Origin of the sequence: Bradyrhizobium sp. AUGA SZCCT0182 (assembly GCF_018130185.1) — a bacterium.
GTDB lineage: Bacteria > Pseudomonadota > Alphaproteobacteria > Rhizobiales > Xanthobacteraceae > Bradyrhizobium.
Window position 1 is genome coordinate 239,020 of sequence record NZ_JAFCLY010000006.1, and the last position, 15,195, is coordinate 254,214.

The following is a 15,195-nucleotide window of genomic DNA, read 5'->3' on the forward strand; positions in this document are numbered from 1 at the left end:
TCATCGCTGATGTTTCTTGATTATTCTTTGGGGAATTCAATTCCCATTTCGCGGTAGCGCTCTGGGTCGTCGCCCCAGTTCTCGCGCACTTTGACGAATAGGAACAGATGCACGGGTTGGCCTAATATCTCGGCGATTTCCTTGCGCGAATCCGCGCCGATCGACTTGATGGTGGCGCCGCCCTTGCCGAGGACGATTTTGCGCTGGCTCTCGCGCTCGACAAAGATGGTCTGCTCGATGCGGACCGATTTGTCCTTGCGTTCGGTCCAGCTGTCGGTCTCGACGGTGGATTGATACGGCAGCTCCTGGTGCAGCTGGCGGTAGATCTTCTCCCGCGTGATCTCGGCCGCCAGATGCCGCATCGGGGCATCCGACATCTGGTCTTCGGGATAGTGAAACGGGCCCGCCGGCACCATTTTGGCGAGTTCGGCGCGCAGATCGTCGACGCCGTCGCCCGACAGCGCCGAAATCATGAAGGTGTGTTCGAACTTCATGCGGTCATTGGCGGCCTGCGCCAGCGCCAGCAATCTCTCGCGCGGGATCAAATCGATCTTATTCAGCACCAGGATTTTCGGATGCTGCACACTCGCAAGCCTGCTCAGGATCGCGTCCGCTTCCTCGTCGAGGCCGGCTTTGGCATCGAGCAGCACGCAGACCAGATCGGCGTCATGCGCCCCGCTCCAGGCGGTCGATACCATGGCGCGGTCGAGCCGCCGTTTCGGCGCGAAGATGCCGGGCGTATCGACCAGGATGATCTGCGCGTTGTTCTCGATCACGATGCCGCGGATCAGCGCCCGCGTGGTCTGCACCTTGCGCGACACGATCGTGACCTTGGAGCCGACCAACGCGTTGACCAGGGTAGACTTGCCGACATTGGGCGCGCCGATCAGCGCGACGAAGCCGCAAGCGGTCTGGGCCGGAGATTCAGCTGTCATTGCCACCACCGCCGACGCCTTCGCGCTCGATCATCACGGACGCCGCAACCTTCTCGGCCGCACGCTTGCTGCCGCCGACGCCTTCGGCCGGCGCGAGGCCCGGCAGTTCCACGGAAACGCGGAACTGCGGATCGTGATGCGGCCCGGTGCGCTCGACCTCGCGATAGACCGGCGTCGGCATCCCCTTGCTCTGCGCCCATTCCTGCAACACCGTCTTGGGATCGCGCAGCGGCCGGCGCGGCTTGCGCATCCGCTCGGTCCAGTTGCGCTCGACGAATTGGGCGGCGGCGCCGTAGCCGCCGTCGAGAAAGATCGCCCCGATCACGGCTTCGCAGATGTCGCCGAGCACAGATTTGCGGAGCCGCGCGCTGGCGCTGGCGCCGACCTGGCCGAGCTTGATGTCGTCGACCAGTCCGAGCGACTTGGCGACATCGGCGCAGCTTTCCTTGCGCACGAGATCGGCGAGGCGTTTTGACAGCTCGCCCTCGTCGGCGTTCGGAAAGGCGCGATACAGCATGTCGGACACGATCAGCCCGAGCACATGATCGCCGAGAAATTCGAGGCGCTGATAGCTTTCGGCGCGATTGCGCGCGGGTTTCAGCGCGGACACATGCGTGAACGCGGTGGTCAGGAGGTTGGGATCGCCGAACTTGTGGCCGATGCGCGCTTCAAGCGCAGCCGCCGCGGCCTTCGCCGATTCCTTGGCCGAGCCCCTGCCGCGCTTCTTCTTGGGCGCAGGTTCGCCACCGGCATCAGGCTGCGGGCTCTCGCCCTGTGTCGGGGTATCCCTGATGACGGGCGTTTCGTCGTTCATCGCACGATTGAAAAAATGCGATTCCAGCGCACCGCGGTCGGCCAGCGCCAGAACATCCAGGCATGTTCGCCCTCGGCAATGGAGAAGAAGATCATTTGCGCCCGGCCGACGATGTTTTCAAACGGCACATAGCCCACCGCCGACAGCACGCGGCTGTCGGTCGAATTGTCCCGGTTGTCGCCCATCATGAAGAAATGGCCGGCCGGCACGGTATAGATGGTGGTGTTGTCGTAGAAGCCGTTGTCGACGCAATCGAGCGACTCATAGGAGACGCCGTTCGGCAATGTTTCCTTCCAGCGCTTGACGCGCGCGGTGGCGTCGGAGCCGCACGGGTCCTCACCGATGAAATCGCTCAGGCGCTCGCGCTTGATCGGGGCGTCGTTGATGTAGAGCAGTCCCTCGCGCATCTGGATGCGGTCGCCCGGCAGGCCGATCACGCGCTTGATGTAATCGGTGGAATCGTCCTTCGGCAGGCGGAACACGACGATATCGCCGCGCGACGGCTCCGAGCCGAAAATGCGGCCCGAGAACAATGGCGGCGACAGCGGGATCGAGTAGTGGCTGTAGCCGTACGAATATTTCGAGACGAACAAATAGTCGCCGACCAGCAGCGTCGCCTTCATCGATCCCGAGGGAATGTTGAAGGGCTGGAACAGGAAGGTGCGGATCACGAGCGCGATCAGGAGGGCGTGGATGACGACACGGATGGTTTCGCCCAAGCCGCTTTCAGTTTTTGTCCCGGATGTCACGCTCATCGCTTTCCCAATTCCCGCAAGGCTGCTTCAAGCAAGGCTAGTCTTAAACAGAGGCTTGGCCTGCACGGTGGCAGAACGTTTTCCTCACGCGAATCGAGAGTTCCGTTCGCGTCAAGAAAATGGTCTTCGATACTGATGTTGAAGGCAAATTCCGGCGCAAAACCCGAATTCGCCCTGGCTCGGTAGTGTCGCCGCGGCGTTTTAGACGGTTGTTCGCGGCCGTGCAATCAAGCGCCTCGATAAAACTTCGTAATACATTGATAAATCAATGTTTTTTAGTTTTATGTCGGTCCCCCGGCGCGAACGGCCGCCTGCCCTATGATTTGCCCGGAACGACCGCCGAAATTATGACGAAGGCCTGCGCCAGCGGCCAGTCGTCGGTGATGGAAAGGTCGATCCGGGCCTCGAACCCCTCCGGCGTCAGCTTCTCGAGCCGGGCCAGCGCCCCGCCGGTCAGCTTCATGGTGGGACGGCCGCCCGGCAGGTTCACCACCCCCATATCCCGCCACCAGACGCCCTGGCGGATGCCGGTGCCGAGTGCCTTGGAACAGGCCTCCTTGGCCGCGAATCTTTTGGCATAGGTCGCGACCACCATCTTCTCGTTGTTGGCGCGGCGCGCGGCCTTGGCGCGCTCGGCGTCGGTGAAGATGCGCTCGAGGAAGCGCTCGCCATGGCGTTCGATCACCTTGGCAACCCGCGTGATGTCGATCAGGTCGGAGCCGATGCCGATGATCATGTCGGAGCCACGCTGCGCTGGCGCCCGCGGTCCATCGCCGCGCGCATGCTGCGGACGGTTTCGCCGAGGCCGACGAACAGCGCCTCCCCCATCATGAAATAGCCGATGTTGAGCTCGGCGATCTCGGGCAGAGCGGCGATGGTCTCGGCCGTGTCATAGTCGAGGCCGTGGCCGGCATGAACCTCAAGCCCCGCGGCGCGCGCCAGCCGTGCGCCCGCGACAATGCGCTGCCATTCCGCCTCGGCCTTGGCGGCATGGCCATCCACCACCGCGTCACACCAGCCGCCGGTATGGATTTCGATCACCGGCGCCCGCAGGCGCGCGGCCATCTCGATCTGGGCTGGATCGGCGGCGATGAACAGCGACACCCGGATGCCGGCATCGTTCAGGCGCGCGATGAACGGCGCCAGCGCATTGTGCTGGCCGACCACATCAAGCCCGCCTTCGGTGGTGAGTTCTTCGCGGCGCTCGGGAACCAGGCAGACCGCGTGCGGCCTGGTCGCCAGCGAAATCCGCAGCATGTCCTCGGTCGCCGCCATCTCGAAATTCAGGGGTTTTGAGATTTCGGCCTTGAGGCGCGCCATGTCGGTGTCGCGGATATGGCGGCGGTCTTCGCGCAGATGCGCGGTGATGCCGTCGGCCCCCGCCTCGATCGCGGTCAGCGCGGCGCGCACCGGATCGGGCCGCGCGCCGCCCCGTGCGTTACGCAAGGTAGCGACGTGATCGACATTGACCCCGAGGCGCAGCGGAAGAGCTTTCGGCATTTCACTCTCTTGGAATCCTGGCGGGCGAAATTACCCATTAACACGCTCGACCCGTGCGACGACGGCCTTGGCGCGCAACTGGGCGATGATAGCGCTGAGATGCTTCAGGTCATAGACCTCGAGATCGATGGTCAGCTCGGTGAAATCGGGGGAGCGGCGCGACATGCTGATATTGTCGATATTGCCGTCATGCTCGGCGATCACGGTGGCGACCTGGGCAAGGCTGCCGGGCTCGTTGACGTTGTGCACGAGAATCCGCGCCGGAAAACGTTGCGGCATGGTCTCGTCGACGTCCCAGCGCACGTCGAGCCAGCGCTCCGGCTCTTCCTCGAAATCCTTCAGCGCCGGCGACTGGATCGGATAGATCGTGATCCCCTCACCCGGTGAAACGATGCCGACAATGCGGTCGCCCGGCACCGCGCCGCCGTTCGGGGCGAACTTGACCGGCAGGTCGGAATTGAGGCCACGCACCGGGATCACCGACGCGCTGCGCGCCGGATGCGGCGGCGATTTCAGCTTCAGCTTGTCCGCGAGGCTTCTCTTGGCCCCGTAACGCACCATCCGCTCTTCCTTGTAGTCCGGATACATCGCCCGCGCGACGTCGGACGCCTTCAGTTCGCCGCGTCCGACGGAGGCCATCACGTCTTCGATCGAGGCGCGGGCCAGCCGGGGCAGCGCGCCCTTCAGCTTGTCATCGGCGTATTCGATCTTGGCGCGGGCAAACAGGCGGTCGACGATGCGGCGGCCAAGTCCGGCATATTGATCGCGCACGGCGGTCCGGGTGGCGCGGCGGATCGCCGCCCGCGCCTTGCCGGTGACCGCGAGCGACTCCCAGGCCGACGGCGGCGCCGCCTGCGCCTGCGAGGTCAGGACCTCGACCTCGTCGCCGTTCTGCAATTCCGACGACAATGGCGCGAATTTACCGTTGATCTTGCAGCCGACCGCGCTGTTGCCGACGTCGGTATGCACGGCATAGGCGAAGTCGATCACGTTGGCCTGACGCGGCAGCGCGATCAGCTTGCCCTTCGGGGTGAAGCAGAACACCTGGTCGTGGAACAGTTCGAGCTTGGTGTGCTCCAGGAACTCTTCCGGATTGGCGCTTTCGGACAGGATGCCGACGGTGTGGCGCAACCAGGCAAAGGCGTTGGACTCGTGCTTGAGCCGCTCGGTCGGGGAGCCCTCCCCCTCCTTGTAGAACGCATGCGCAGCGATGCCGAATTCGGCGATCTGGTTCATCTCCTCGGTGCGGATCTGCAATTCGACGCGCTGCTGGCCGGGACCGATCACGGTGGTGTGGAGCGAACGATAGTCGTTCTGCTTCGGCGTCGAGATGTAGTCCTTGAAGCGCCCCGGCACCACCGGCCAGGTGGTATGGACGACGCCGAGCGCGCGATAGCAGGATTCGACGTCACCCATCACGACGCGGAAACCGTAGATATCGGACAATTGTTCGAAGCCGACCGACTTGCGCTCCATCTTGGTCCAGATCGAAAATGGCTGCTTGCGGCGGCCATAGACCCGCGCGGTGATGCCGTTCTTCTGCAAATTCTTCGACAGCTGGCTTTCGATCTCGCCGATCAGATTGCGGTTGCGCTCGGCCAGTGCGTCGAGCCGCTGCATCACCACCGCATAGGCTTCGGGATCGAGCGTGTGGAACGACAGGTCCTCGAGCTCTTCGCGCATTTCCTGCATGCCCATGCGGCCGGCGAGCGGCGCATAGATGTCGAGCGTCTCCTCGGCGATCCTGCGACGCGAGGCGTGCGGCACGAATTCCAGGGTCCGCATGTTGTGCAGGCGGTCGGCGAGCTTGATCAGCAGCACGCGGACATCGTCGGCGATCGCCAGCAGCAGCTTGCGCAGGTTCTCGGCCTGCTTGGCCTCGCGCGAAACCAGTTCCAGCCGCTTCAGTTTGGTGAGGCCCTCCACCAGAGCGCCGATCTCGTGGCCGAACACGTTGTCGATCTCTGCGCGCGTCGCCTCGGTGTCCTCGATGGTGTCGTGCAGCAGCGCTGCGACGATGGTGGCATCATCGAGCTTGAGGCCGGTGAGGATCGCCGCGACCTCGAGCGGATGCGAGAAATAAGGATCGCCCGATGCGCGGGTCTGGGTGCCGTGCGCCTTCATGGCGTAGACATAGGCGCGATTAAGCAGGTCTTCGTCAGTGTCCGGATTGTACGAGCGGACACGCTCGACCAGATCGTATTGCCGCATCATGCGCGAGCGGGGGGATTTGGGCCGCTCCACCGCGGGCAAGGCCGGCGCCACCGCGACCGAATCGGTCGCAGCCTGCATTTGCCGGGATATGCGGCGCCAGAACGCCATCGAATTACTGCCTCATCCGCGCGCCGAGCTCGGCCCGCTGCAAGAATGCCTCAAGAACACTAATGCGATTTCGAGCGAAGCTGCACCCCGTTAGGGGTCCGCGAACGATCAATTTCGCATGGCTTGGGACGATTGTGATGCCGAACCCGGCCAGGCTGCCGCCAACCCGGTTCAGGCGATCTCGCACCCATCTGCCAAGCACGCATCGTAACCGAAAAAATGTCAACAAAAGCAAAGGCCCGGACAAATGTCCGGGCCTTTGTCAGATCAGGGTGTTCGGGACGTCCCGTTGTCGGGTCTATTCGTCCTCTTCGGGCTGCTCTTCCGGCGGCGCCAGGCCCTCGAGGCCCTTCAGGAGCTCTTCTTCGGTCATGCGCTCGACCGCGACCTCGGTGTCGTCGGCATCGACGCTGGCGCCGGCCGAGCCGATCAAGGGCACGGTATCGGGCTCAGGCTCATCGACTTCGACGAATTTCTGCAGGGAATGAACCAGTTCCTCGCGCAGGTCTTCCGGGGAGATCGAGGAGTCGGCGATTTCCCGCAGCGAAACGACCGGATTCTTGTCGTTGTCGCGGTCAACTGTGAGTTGTGATCCGGACGAGATCATACGGGCGCGATGTGCTGCCAGCAGGACCAGGTCGAACCGGTTGTCGACCTTATCAATGCAATCTTCCACGGTGACGCGCGCCATAGACTGTCGCTCCGTTAAATGGGGCCCAATATGTCGGTTATGGGGGCTAGTTATAGGGGCGGATGGGGTTTCGCAAGACTAAATTTGTGATTTGCCTTCTTAATGGGCTCTGGTAACCATCTCCGGGGCCAGAAGGGCCGGAGCGTCCGAAGACGGCGGGACACCGTTCGGGACAAGTATTCTCTCCTTACAACGTCAAAAGACTAGGTATTTCGCCCTCGCCTCACCATAATTGCAGTGGTGATTGTCGTGGGGAAAGATTCACCGAACTTTAGGCAGCTGAACTGGAAAGTGCGCGCGGTCGATTCCCGCTGCGCTAAAAACGTAACAACAACGCGAGAACCCTTTGATGTCACCCGTTTCCAACAAGATCGCGCTCTTCATCGACGGCGCCAATCTCTATGCAACCGCAAAGACACTCGGCTTCGACATCGACTACAAGCGCCTTCTCAAGGAATTCCAGAGTCGCGGTACGCTAGTGCGGGCGTTCTACTACACGGCGATCATCGAAGATCAGGAATACTCATCGATCCGTCCTTTGATCGACTGGCTCGACTATAACGGCTACACTGTCGTCACCAAGGCGACCAAGGAATTCATAGACGCCAGCGGCCGCCGCAAGGTGAAGGGCAATATGGACATCGAGCTCGCCGTCGATGCCATGGAGCTCGCCGAGCACGTCGATCAGATCGTGCTGTTCTCCGGCGACGGCGATTTTCGCTCCCTGGTTGAAGCCGTGCAGCGGCGCGGCGTTCGCGTCACGGTGGTGTCGACGATTTCGAGCCAGCCGCCGATGATCGCCGACGAGTTGCGCCGCCAGGCCGACGTCTTCACCGATCTGGTCGAGCTGCAATCGAAGCTCGGCCGTGACCCCTCGGAGCGCCCGGCTCCGCGCGAGCCGCGTCATCACGCCCCGCAATTCCTGCAGCGCGCCACCACCATGGCGCCGCGGGCCGCCGGCGACGACGATTTCGAAGATTGAGAATGATCCGCTGCACTGCTAGAGCCCGGTTCTGGAATCAGAACCGGGCTTTGGCTTTTGTCGTGACGCGTTTTCCTGACACCATCCGGTATCCGCTGCGCTCGAAAACGCTATGGTCGTAGATGGCTAGCGTCGCCGCCCTTCCCGCAACCGAACCCGACCGCAACTGCCCGCTCTGCCCGCGGCTCGCCGAATTTCGTGGGCAGGCGCGCCTGCGCGAGCCGGGCTGGCACAATGCTCCGGTGGCCTCGTTCGGCGATCCGAAGGCCCGGCTATTGATCGTGGGGCTCGCACCGGGCCTGCAGGGCGCCAATCGCACCGGACGCCCCTTCACCGGCGACTACGCCGGCGACCTGCTCTATGCGACCTTGCTGGAATATGGCTTTGCCAAAGGCAGCTATCAGGCACGGCCCGACGACGGGTTGCGGCTGGCCGACTGCCGGATCAGCAACGCGGTGCGCTGTGTGCCGCCGCAGAACAAGCCGCTGCCGGTCGAGATCAACACCTGCCGGCAATTCCTGATCACGACCATCGCCGGCATGCCAAAACTTCGCGCCATCGTGGCGCTCGGGCGCATCGCCCATGAATCGACGGTGAAAGCGCTGGGGCTGCGAAACGCCGCGGTGCCATTTGCGCACGGCGCCGTGCATACGGCCGGCGCGCTCAGGCTCTACGACAGCTATCACTGCTCCCGCTACAACACCAATACGCGCGTGCTGACGCCGGAAATGTTTCGCAATGTGTTTGCGAAAGTAAGGGCGGATCTGGATTCGTAGCGTGGGCAAAGGCGCGCTTGCGCCGTGCCCACCATCTTCATCGAAACGAGCATGGTGGGCACGCTTCGCTTTGCCCACCCTACAAGATCAAACCCGGTTTTCCTTCAGCCACGCCAGCACGTCGCCGGCATTCCGGTCCGGCGGAAACACCGGATAGAACACGTGGCTGATGCGCCCGCCATCGATGATCAGCGCCAGCCGCTTGATCAGCGTCAGCCCCGCCACCTCCATGGTCGGCAATTTCAAGGCGCGGGTCAGCGTCAGCTTCTCATCCGACAGCACCGGGAACGGCAGATGCAGCCGCGACGCCATTTCGGTCTGGTAGATGTTGCTTTGCGTCGACAGGCCGAAGACGTGCCTGGCGCCGGCCGCCTTCAGATCGGCGAACAGATCGCGGAACGAGCAGGTCTGCGGCGTGCAGCCGCGCGCGCCCGGGATCATGTCCCAATCATCGACCAGGCTGATCTTGCCGGGCTCGCCGGTGCGGGGATAGGCGAATACGACGACCCTGCCCGGCAACGCCGACAGCGTTACCGAATTGTCGTCGGTCGCCATCAGGCTGAGCGGCGGGATCGCCAAGCCTACCAGATGGGCGGCTGCGCCATCATCCGACGGCGCCGGAATCTTGCTCCAGTCGACTTCCAGCAGATTTTTTTGATTCATTTCGGTAACTCTCCAACGGCTGTCATTGCCTGCGACAAACGCGAAGCGTTTGCGCAAGGGAGCACTTGCGACGAAGCAATCCATTCTTCCTTGGCCGCACGATGGATTGCTTCGCTTCGCTCGCAATGACGGAAGACATTAGGTAGCCGCTACCCCCGCGCCCGCAGCAAGCGGCCTTTTTCCCGGCCCCAGTCGCGTTTCTTCTCGCTCTCGCGCTTGTCGTGCAGCTTCTTGCCCTTGGCCACCGCCAGCAGCAGCTTGGCGCGGCCGCGCTCGTTGAAATAGAGTTTTAGCGGAATCAGCGTCATGCCGTCGCGATCGACCGCGCCCATCAGCTTGTTGATTTGCTTGCGGTGCAGCAGCAGTTTGCGCGGCCGCTTGGGCTCGTGGTTGAAGCGGTTGGCCTGCAGATATTCGGGGATATTGGCGTTGATCAGCCAGATCTCGCCGTCCTTGGTGTCCGCATAGGACTCCGCAATGGTGGTCTTGCCGTTGCGAATTGATTTCACCTCGGTGCCGGTCAGCGCGATGCCGGTTTCGATGGTGTCCTCGATCGCATAGTTGAACCGGGCCTTGCGGTTCTCGGCGACGACCTTGATCGGGCGCTCGTTCTTCTCGGCCACGTTAGCTCTTCTTGAGGAGATCGCGGATCTCGGTCAGCAGCTCTTCCTGGCGCGTCGGCTTCGGCGGTGCCGCGGGCGCGGCCTCATCCTTGCGCTTCAGCGTGTTCATGGCGCGAATGACGATGAACAGCACGAAGGCGATGATGACGAAATTCAGTGTCAGGGTCAGGAAGCTGCCCCAGGCCAGCACGGCGCCCTGCTTCTTGGCATCGGCCAGATTGGTCGCCGTCACCGACTTCGACAGTCCGGTGAAATAATTGGAGAAGTCGAGACCCCCGGTGATCGCACCGATGATCGGCATGATGACGTCGCCGACCAACGAGGTCACGATGGCGCCGAAGGCCGCACCGATAATGACGCCGACGGCAAGGTCGACCACGTTGCCCTTCATCGCAAATTCGCGAAATTCCTTCAACATAGTCGGTTTCCTTCGTGCATCAGGCGAAGTGAGAGGCCGGCCTTAGTTGATCAGGCCGGCATGGACCATGGCGTCGCGGATCACCTTGCCGGTTGGCGGCGTCACATTCATCAGCGGCAGACGCACTTCTTCTTCCAGCCGTCCCAACAGCTTAAGGCCATGCTTGGCTCCCGCGAGGCCCGGCTCCTTGAAGACGGCATCGTGCAGCGGCGTCAACCGGTCTTGAAGCTTCAGTCCGGTGGCGAAATCGCCCTTCAGGACGGCCGTCATCAGCTCGGCGCACAGTTTCGGCGCCACGTTGGCGACCACCGAAATGCAACCATGTCCGCCCGCCGCCATGTAGGCCAGCGCCGTCATGTCCTCACCGGACAGCTGGATAAAATCCGGTCCCATCGCATGGCGCTGTTGCGACACCCGGGCGAGATTGGCGGTGGCGTCCTTGACGCCGGCGATGTTCTTCAACTCGAACAACCGGGTCATGGTCTCGACGGACATATCGACGACGGAGCGCGGCGGGATGTTGTAGATGATGATCGGGATGCCGATCGCGTCATTCACCGCCTTGAAGTGCTGATACATCCCTTCCTGGGTCGGCTTGTTGTAATACGGCGTTACCACCAGCACGGCATCGGCGCCGGCCTTCTCGGCGTGGACAGCCAGATCGACGGCCTCGCGCGTGGAGTTCGAGCCCGCGCCGGCGATGACAGGCACGCGCCCCTTTGCCTCCTCGATACAGATCTCGACCACACGGTGATGCTCAGCATGGCTCAGCGTCGGGCTTTCGCCGGTGGTACCGACGGGAACGAGACCGTGCGAACCCTGCTCGATTTGCCAGCTGACCAGACCGCGGAACGCCGCCTCGTCGAGCGAACCGTTCTTGAATGGCGTGACCAAGGCGGTGAAGGATCCCTGGAATTTTGTCTTGGCTGCCATGGATTTCCTCCCAACGCGTTCGTGACGGCACGGCTAAAAATGACCCGCCAATTCATATCGGGTCTGGCGATCTGGCGAAAGGGCCGAAGGATATGACCACAGGCCTTTGTTTTTGACGCATTTTCCGGCCGCGAGGCGCAACCGTTCCCGGATCGAATCCGGAAGACTCGAAAACGCCGCAGCCGCGATTTTGCCGTGGTGTTGGCGCAAACACCCCGGGCCGCGACGTTTTTAGCATTTTGTCCACATATTCAATCAAATAGACCTAAGGCTTGAGCGATTGAGTGATTCGCCGCCGCAGAGGAAATCCGTGACCTGCTCCGCCCGCGCAGCCGCATTGCGATCGACCGCACTGGCGACAGGTCTGGTGCTGGCGGTCGGGCTATCTGCAATGTCGGTGGAGGCCTGGGCCCAGCCGAAAGTTCCATTGCCGAAGCCGCGGCCGATCGCCCGCAACGTGGTCCCCAAGACCACGCCTGCTGCCAACCCGACGGCCGCAAGCCCGACGGCTGCGATCCCGACGCAACATGCTGCGCCCGCAACGACGGCTCCCGCCGCGCCAATTCCAGCACCGGTGCTGGCGCCTGCGACGCGCCAGCACGCCGCCCTGCCCGCCGCGCGCAAGCCCGTGACCGCCGCCGCGGTTGCCGCGACGTCGTCGACCTCGCAGTCCGACAAGGACGCGCTGGAGAACGTCATCGAGCTCATTCGAAAGCGCAAACCGGGGGATGCGACGCAAGCACAGGCCGCGATTTCCGATCCCGTCGCCCGCAAGCTTGCGGAATGGGTGATCCTTCGCAGCGATGACAATGGCGCTTCGGTCGAGCGCTATCGCACTTTCGTTTCGGCCAATCCGAGCTGGCCTTCGCAGACCTTCCTGCGCCGGCGCATCGAGGCCGCGCTGTGGGACGACCGCCGCGACGACGCCACGGTGTGGTCGTGGTTCGAAAACGAATCGCCGATCTCCGCCAAGGGCAAGTTCGCGCTGGCGCGGGTGATGATCGGACGCAGCGATCGCGCCAATGCGGAACGCCTGGTGCGCGATGCCTGGCGGCACGACGGCATGTCGGAGGACACCGAAAACGCCGCGCTCGATCTGTTCGGCGCCCTGCTGACGGCCGGCGATCACAAGGCGCGGATGGATTTTCTGCTCTATGGCACCGAGCAGGAAGCCGGCGGCCTGCGCGCTGCGAAGCGGCTGGGTGCGGGCCACATGGCCTTGGCCAAGGCGCGCATCGCTGCCAACAAGAAGGGCTCGAACCTCCGGGCCTTGCTGGACGCGGTGCCGCGCGAACTGCACGGCGATCCCGGTTACACCTTTGCCAGGATCCAGCTGCTGCGTCGCGAGGAGAAATTCGCCGAGGCCGCCCAGCTGATGCTGAGCGCGCCGAAGGATCCGGGCCGCCTGCACAATCTCAACGAATGGTGGATCGAGCGGCGGCTCCTGGCGCGCAAGATGATGGACGTCGGCGAACATCGCAACGCCTATCTGATCGCGCGGGATGCCGCCCTGCCCTCGCGCGACATCTACAAGACCGAGCAGGAGTTCACCGCCGGCTGGATTGCGCTGCGCTTCCTCAAAGACCCAGCGGTGGCCGCCCAGCATTTCGCGCGGATCGGCGTCGGCAGCGTGAACCCGACCGCGCTGGCCCGCGCCGGCTATTGGCAAGGCCGCGCCGCGGAAGCCGCCGGCCGCACCCAGGAGGCCCGCGCCGCCTACACAAGGGCTGCCGAACAGTCGACCAGCTATTACGGCCAGCTGGCGCGCGCCAAACTTGGATTGCCGCAGATCGAACTGAACGGCGTCCCCCGCGGGCGCGGCGCCGAGCGGCTCGAGATCGTGCGCGCGGTGCAATTGCTCTATGAGCTCCAGGAGCGCGAGCTCGCCATCCCGATTTTCGGCGACATGGGCGAGAACGGCGATCCTGACGCGCTGGCCGGGCTCGGCGAGCTGACCGCGCGCTACACGGATGCACGCGGCATGCTGTTGCTCGGCAAGGCCGCCCTCAACCGCGGCCTGCCGTTCGACCACTACGCCTATCCCGTCAACGGCATCCCATCGTTCAAGCAGATCGGCCCCGAGGTCGAGCAAAGCGTTGTCTACGCCATCTGCCGGCAGGAAAGCGCCTTCAACCAGGCCGTCGTCTCGCCGGCGCAGGCCTACGGGCTGATGCAGGTGACGCCGGACGCCGGGCGCTATGTCGCCAAACGGGCCGGCGTCAGCTTCGACCTCAACCGGATGAAGACCGATCCGGTCTACAACGCCGCAATGGGCGCCGCCGAGCTCGGCGGCCTGCTCGAGGACTATCGCGGCTCCTACATCCTGACCTTCGCCGGGTACAATGCCGGCCGCGGCAGCGTCAAGAAATGGATCGAGCGCTATGGCGATCCGCGCGACCCCAAGGTCGACGCGGTCGACTGGGTCGAGCAGATCCCGTTCTCCGAAACGCGAAACTACGTGCAGCGGATCATGGAGAACCTGCAGGTCTACCGTGCGCGGTTCGGCGGCGGGACCAGGCTTCAGATCGAAGCCGATTTGCGGCGCGGCTCCAGCGTCGAGTAGCGCCGTCGCACGAGCGTCGCCCCGGGGGTGTCTGGCCTACTGCTGCCTGCTCCGAATCTTCCGTTTCGCAACGTACGGTTTGCTCGTTTGGACAAAGTAGGGATTTCGGTCGCAAAAGGCGTAACGGCCCGACGCGCTGTCCAGACATTGCTGGTAGGTATCGAAACTGCAATCCCCCACCGAGCTAACGTAATTGGCGCCCTTGATGCAGAACGGATAGTCCCGTGCCTGGGCTGAAGCCGTCGGGATGCCGGTCGAAACGGCAGCAGAAAGCGCGACAGCGATCGAGAACAAACAACGCATCGTGTGTCACCTCGGAAGGGTGGTCTTTCTTGAAGCCCGGGAAATGGCTTCCGGTAACATCCGACCGACCGGCACCCTACATCAGGCACCCGATCGCGCCACTTGATGCTCGCGTCAACTTGTCGTGGCGCGAGCAAACCTCGCGCAATGTCTTGCCGAACAAAGCAAAGCCCCCGGCAGTTTCCCGCCGGGGGCTCGCTTAGACGTTGATCAGACGAACTGGATTACCAGTTGCGCTGAGCGCGGAGCAGCATGCTGACGGTGTTCTGGTCCTTCAGCTCGTACACAGCTGCCGGCTTCGCGATACCAGCCTGGGCTGCGGGAGCAATCAAGCCAACAAACTTCTGGTCGAGATGGGTATAGGTAACATCCGCCGAGAAGGTCAGGCCCTTCACAGGCGTCCAGCGAGTGATGAGACCGAGCTGGGCGACGTTGAAGTCCGGGTTACAGGTGGTGATACCCGCAGCGCCTACGAGGCCTGTGAGAGCGCCGCCGGGGCCGCAGAGCAGAGCAGTTCCGCCGTTACCATACTTAAGCTGGGCGTAAGCTCCGTAAAGCGACGAACTCCAGTAGGGATCCCAGTTGTGGTTGAAGGCACCGCGCATACCCCAGGTCTGAACCTTGGAAATGCCGGTTCCCAATCCGAAGATCCCGTCAGCTACTGCAGCGAGGCCAACGCTCTGATAGGCGCCCGGTACACCGGTGCCGCCGTACATCGCGAAGCCCTGCGGAGCAAGGTTCTGGAAGTTATAGCGGGTTGCACCGTCGGTGTAGACCGCCTGGATGTTGATCGTGTCGCCGGGGCCGGTCGGGATGTTCTTGATCTGCAAGGCACCCTGGACAGCCCAGCCCCACGTGTCGCTGGGATGACCGGTGGGTTCAGTGCCACCGTAGTAAGCAGCATGAATGTTATGCCC

General features: G+C 63.1%; 16 protein-coding genes. 3 read left to right on the plus strand and 13 right to left on the minus strand.

The window, feature by feature from the left end; all coding sequences use genetic code 11:
• Positions 1-20: 20 nt before the first annotated feature.
• From era to rpoZ, 7 genes are all read right to left on the minus strand, one after another.
• A complete protein-coding gene (era, locus tag JQ611_RS09885; RefSeq protein WP_212388271.1) occupies positions 21-935 on the minus strand; it encodes a GTPase Era in 915 nt (304 codons plus the stop codon).
• Positions 925-1,749 (minus strand): ribonuclease III, encoded by an 825-nt coding sequence (rnc, locus tag JQ611_RS09890; protein ID WP_212263657.1) that lies wholly within the window; start codon positions 1,747-1,749, stop codon positions 925-927. The genes era and rnc overlap by 11 nt, the downstream gene beginning before the upstream one ends.
• The gene (lepB, locus tag JQ611_RS09895; RefSeq protein ID WP_212038338.1) at positions 1,746-2,504 is read right to left on the minus strand and encodes a signal peptidase I; all 759 of its coding nucleotides are present in this window, start codon (positions 2,502-2,504) and stop codon (positions 1,746-1,748) included. Before lepB ends, rnc begins: the two co-directional genes overlap by 4 nt.
• Before the next feature lie 316 nt (positions 2,505-2,820).
• On the minus strand, positions 2,821-3,240 hold the full coding sequence (gene acpS / locus JQ611_RS09900) for a holo-ACP synthase (RefSeq protein ID WP_212263658.1): 420 nt from the start codon (positions 3,238-3,240) through the stop codon (positions 2,821-2,823).
• Positions 3,237-4,004 carry a pyridoxine 5'-phosphate synthase gene (locus JQ611_RS09905; protein WP_212465326.1) on the minus strand — a complete coding sequence of 256 codons (768 nt, stop codon included), beginning with the start codon at positions 4,002-4,004 and terminating at the stop codon, positions 3,237-3,239. The genes acpS and JQ611_RS09905 overlap by 4 nt, the downstream gene beginning before the upstream one ends.
• Positions 4,005-4,034: 30 nt before the next feature.
• The gene (locus tag JQ611_RS09910) at positions 4,035-6,326 is read right to left on the minus strand and encodes a bifunctional (p)ppGpp synthetase/guanosine-3',5'-bis(diphosphate) 3'-pyrophosphohydrolase (RefSeq protein WP_212263659.1); all 2,292 of its coding nucleotides are present in this window, start codon (positions 6,324-6,326) and stop codon (positions 4,035-4,037) included.
• Between the two features lie 298 nt (positions 6,327-6,624).
• Positions 6,625-7,017 carry a DNA-directed RNA polymerase subunit omega gene (rpoZ, locus tag JQ611_RS09915; protein ID WP_074276225.1) on the minus strand — a complete coding sequence of 131 codons (393 nt, stop codon included), beginning with the start codon at positions 7,015-7,017 and terminating at the stop codon, positions 6,625-6,627.
• 349 nt (positions 7,018-7,366) lie between these two features.
• Here rpoZ and JQ611_RS09920 point away from each other — a divergent pair, with 349 nt between their 5' ends.
• Both JQ611_RS09920 and JQ611_RS09925 read left to right on the plus strand, forming a co-directional pair.
• Complete coding sequence (locus JQ611_RS09920) at positions 7,367-7,999, plus strand: NYN domain-containing protein (protein ID WP_192733620.1); 633 nt, start codon at positions 7,367-7,369, stop codon at positions 7,997-7,999.
• Positions 8,000-8,121: 122 nt separating this feature from the next.
• Entirely contained in the window at positions 8,122-8,775 is a 654-nt protein-coding gene (locus tag JQ611_RS09925; protein WP_212388257.1) for a uracil-DNA glycosylase, read from the plus strand.
• An 87-nt stretch (positions 8,776-8,862) separates the two neighbouring features.
• Here the strand turns inward: JQ611_RS09925 and JQ611_RS09930 are convergent, their stop codons facing one another.
• The 4 genes from JQ611_RS09930 to dapA all read right to left on the minus strand — a co-directional run bounded on the left by JQ611_RS09930 (position 8,863) and on the right by dapA (position 11,412).
• Positions 8,863-9,438: a peroxiredoxin gene (locus JQ611_RS09930; RefSeq protein ID WP_212465327.1), complete on the minus strand. Its 576-nt coding sequence runs from the start codon at positions 9,436-9,438 to the stop codon at positions 8,863-8,865.
• A 149-nt stretch (positions 9,439-9,587) separates the two neighbouring features.
• Positions 9,588-10,061 (minus strand): SsrA-binding protein SmpB, encoded by a 474-nt coding sequence (gene smpB, locus JQ611_RS09935; protein WP_027537130.1) that lies wholly within the window; start codon positions 10,059-10,061, stop codon positions 9,588-9,590.
• A gap of 1 nt (position 10,062) precedes the next feature.
• Positions 10,063-10,479, minus strand: a complete 417-nt coding sequence (gene mscL, locus JQ611_RS09940) for a large conductance mechanosensitive channel protein MscL (RefSeq protein WP_212263662.1) — start codon at positions 10,477-10,479, stop codon at positions 10,063-10,065.
• Positions 10,480-10,521: 42 nt separating this feature from the next.
• On the minus strand, positions 10,522-11,412 hold the full coding sequence (gene dapA, locus JQ611_RS09945) for a 4-hydroxy-tetrahydrodipicolinate synthase (protein WP_212038330.1): 891 nt from the start codon (positions 11,410-11,412) through the stop codon (positions 10,522-10,524).
• A 391-nt stretch (positions 11,413-11,803) separates the two neighbouring features.
• Between dapA and JQ611_RS09950 the strand changes: the two genes are divergently transcribed.
• Complete coding sequence (locus JQ611_RS09950) at positions 11,804-13,975, plus strand: lytic transglycosylase domain-containing protein (protein WP_249133062.1); 2,172 nt, start codon at positions 11,804-11,806, stop codon at positions 13,973-13,975.
• A 36-nt stretch (positions 13,976-14,011) separates the two neighbouring features.
• On the opposite strand, the gene JQ611_RS09955 is transcribed toward JQ611_RS09950, so the two are convergent.
• Both JQ611_RS09955 and JQ611_RS09960 read right to left on the minus strand, forming a co-directional pair.
• The gene (locus JQ611_RS09955) at positions 14,012-14,278 is read right to left on the minus strand and encodes a DUF3551 domain-containing protein (protein ID WP_212465329.1); all 267 of its coding nucleotides are present in this window, start codon (positions 14,276-14,278) and stop codon (positions 14,012-14,014) included.
• A 224-nt stretch (positions 14,279-14,502) separates the two neighbouring features.
• On the minus strand, positions 14,503-15,195 hold a 693-nt coding region (locus tag JQ611_RS09960; RefSeq protein ID WP_212465330.1), incomplete at its 5' end, for a porin.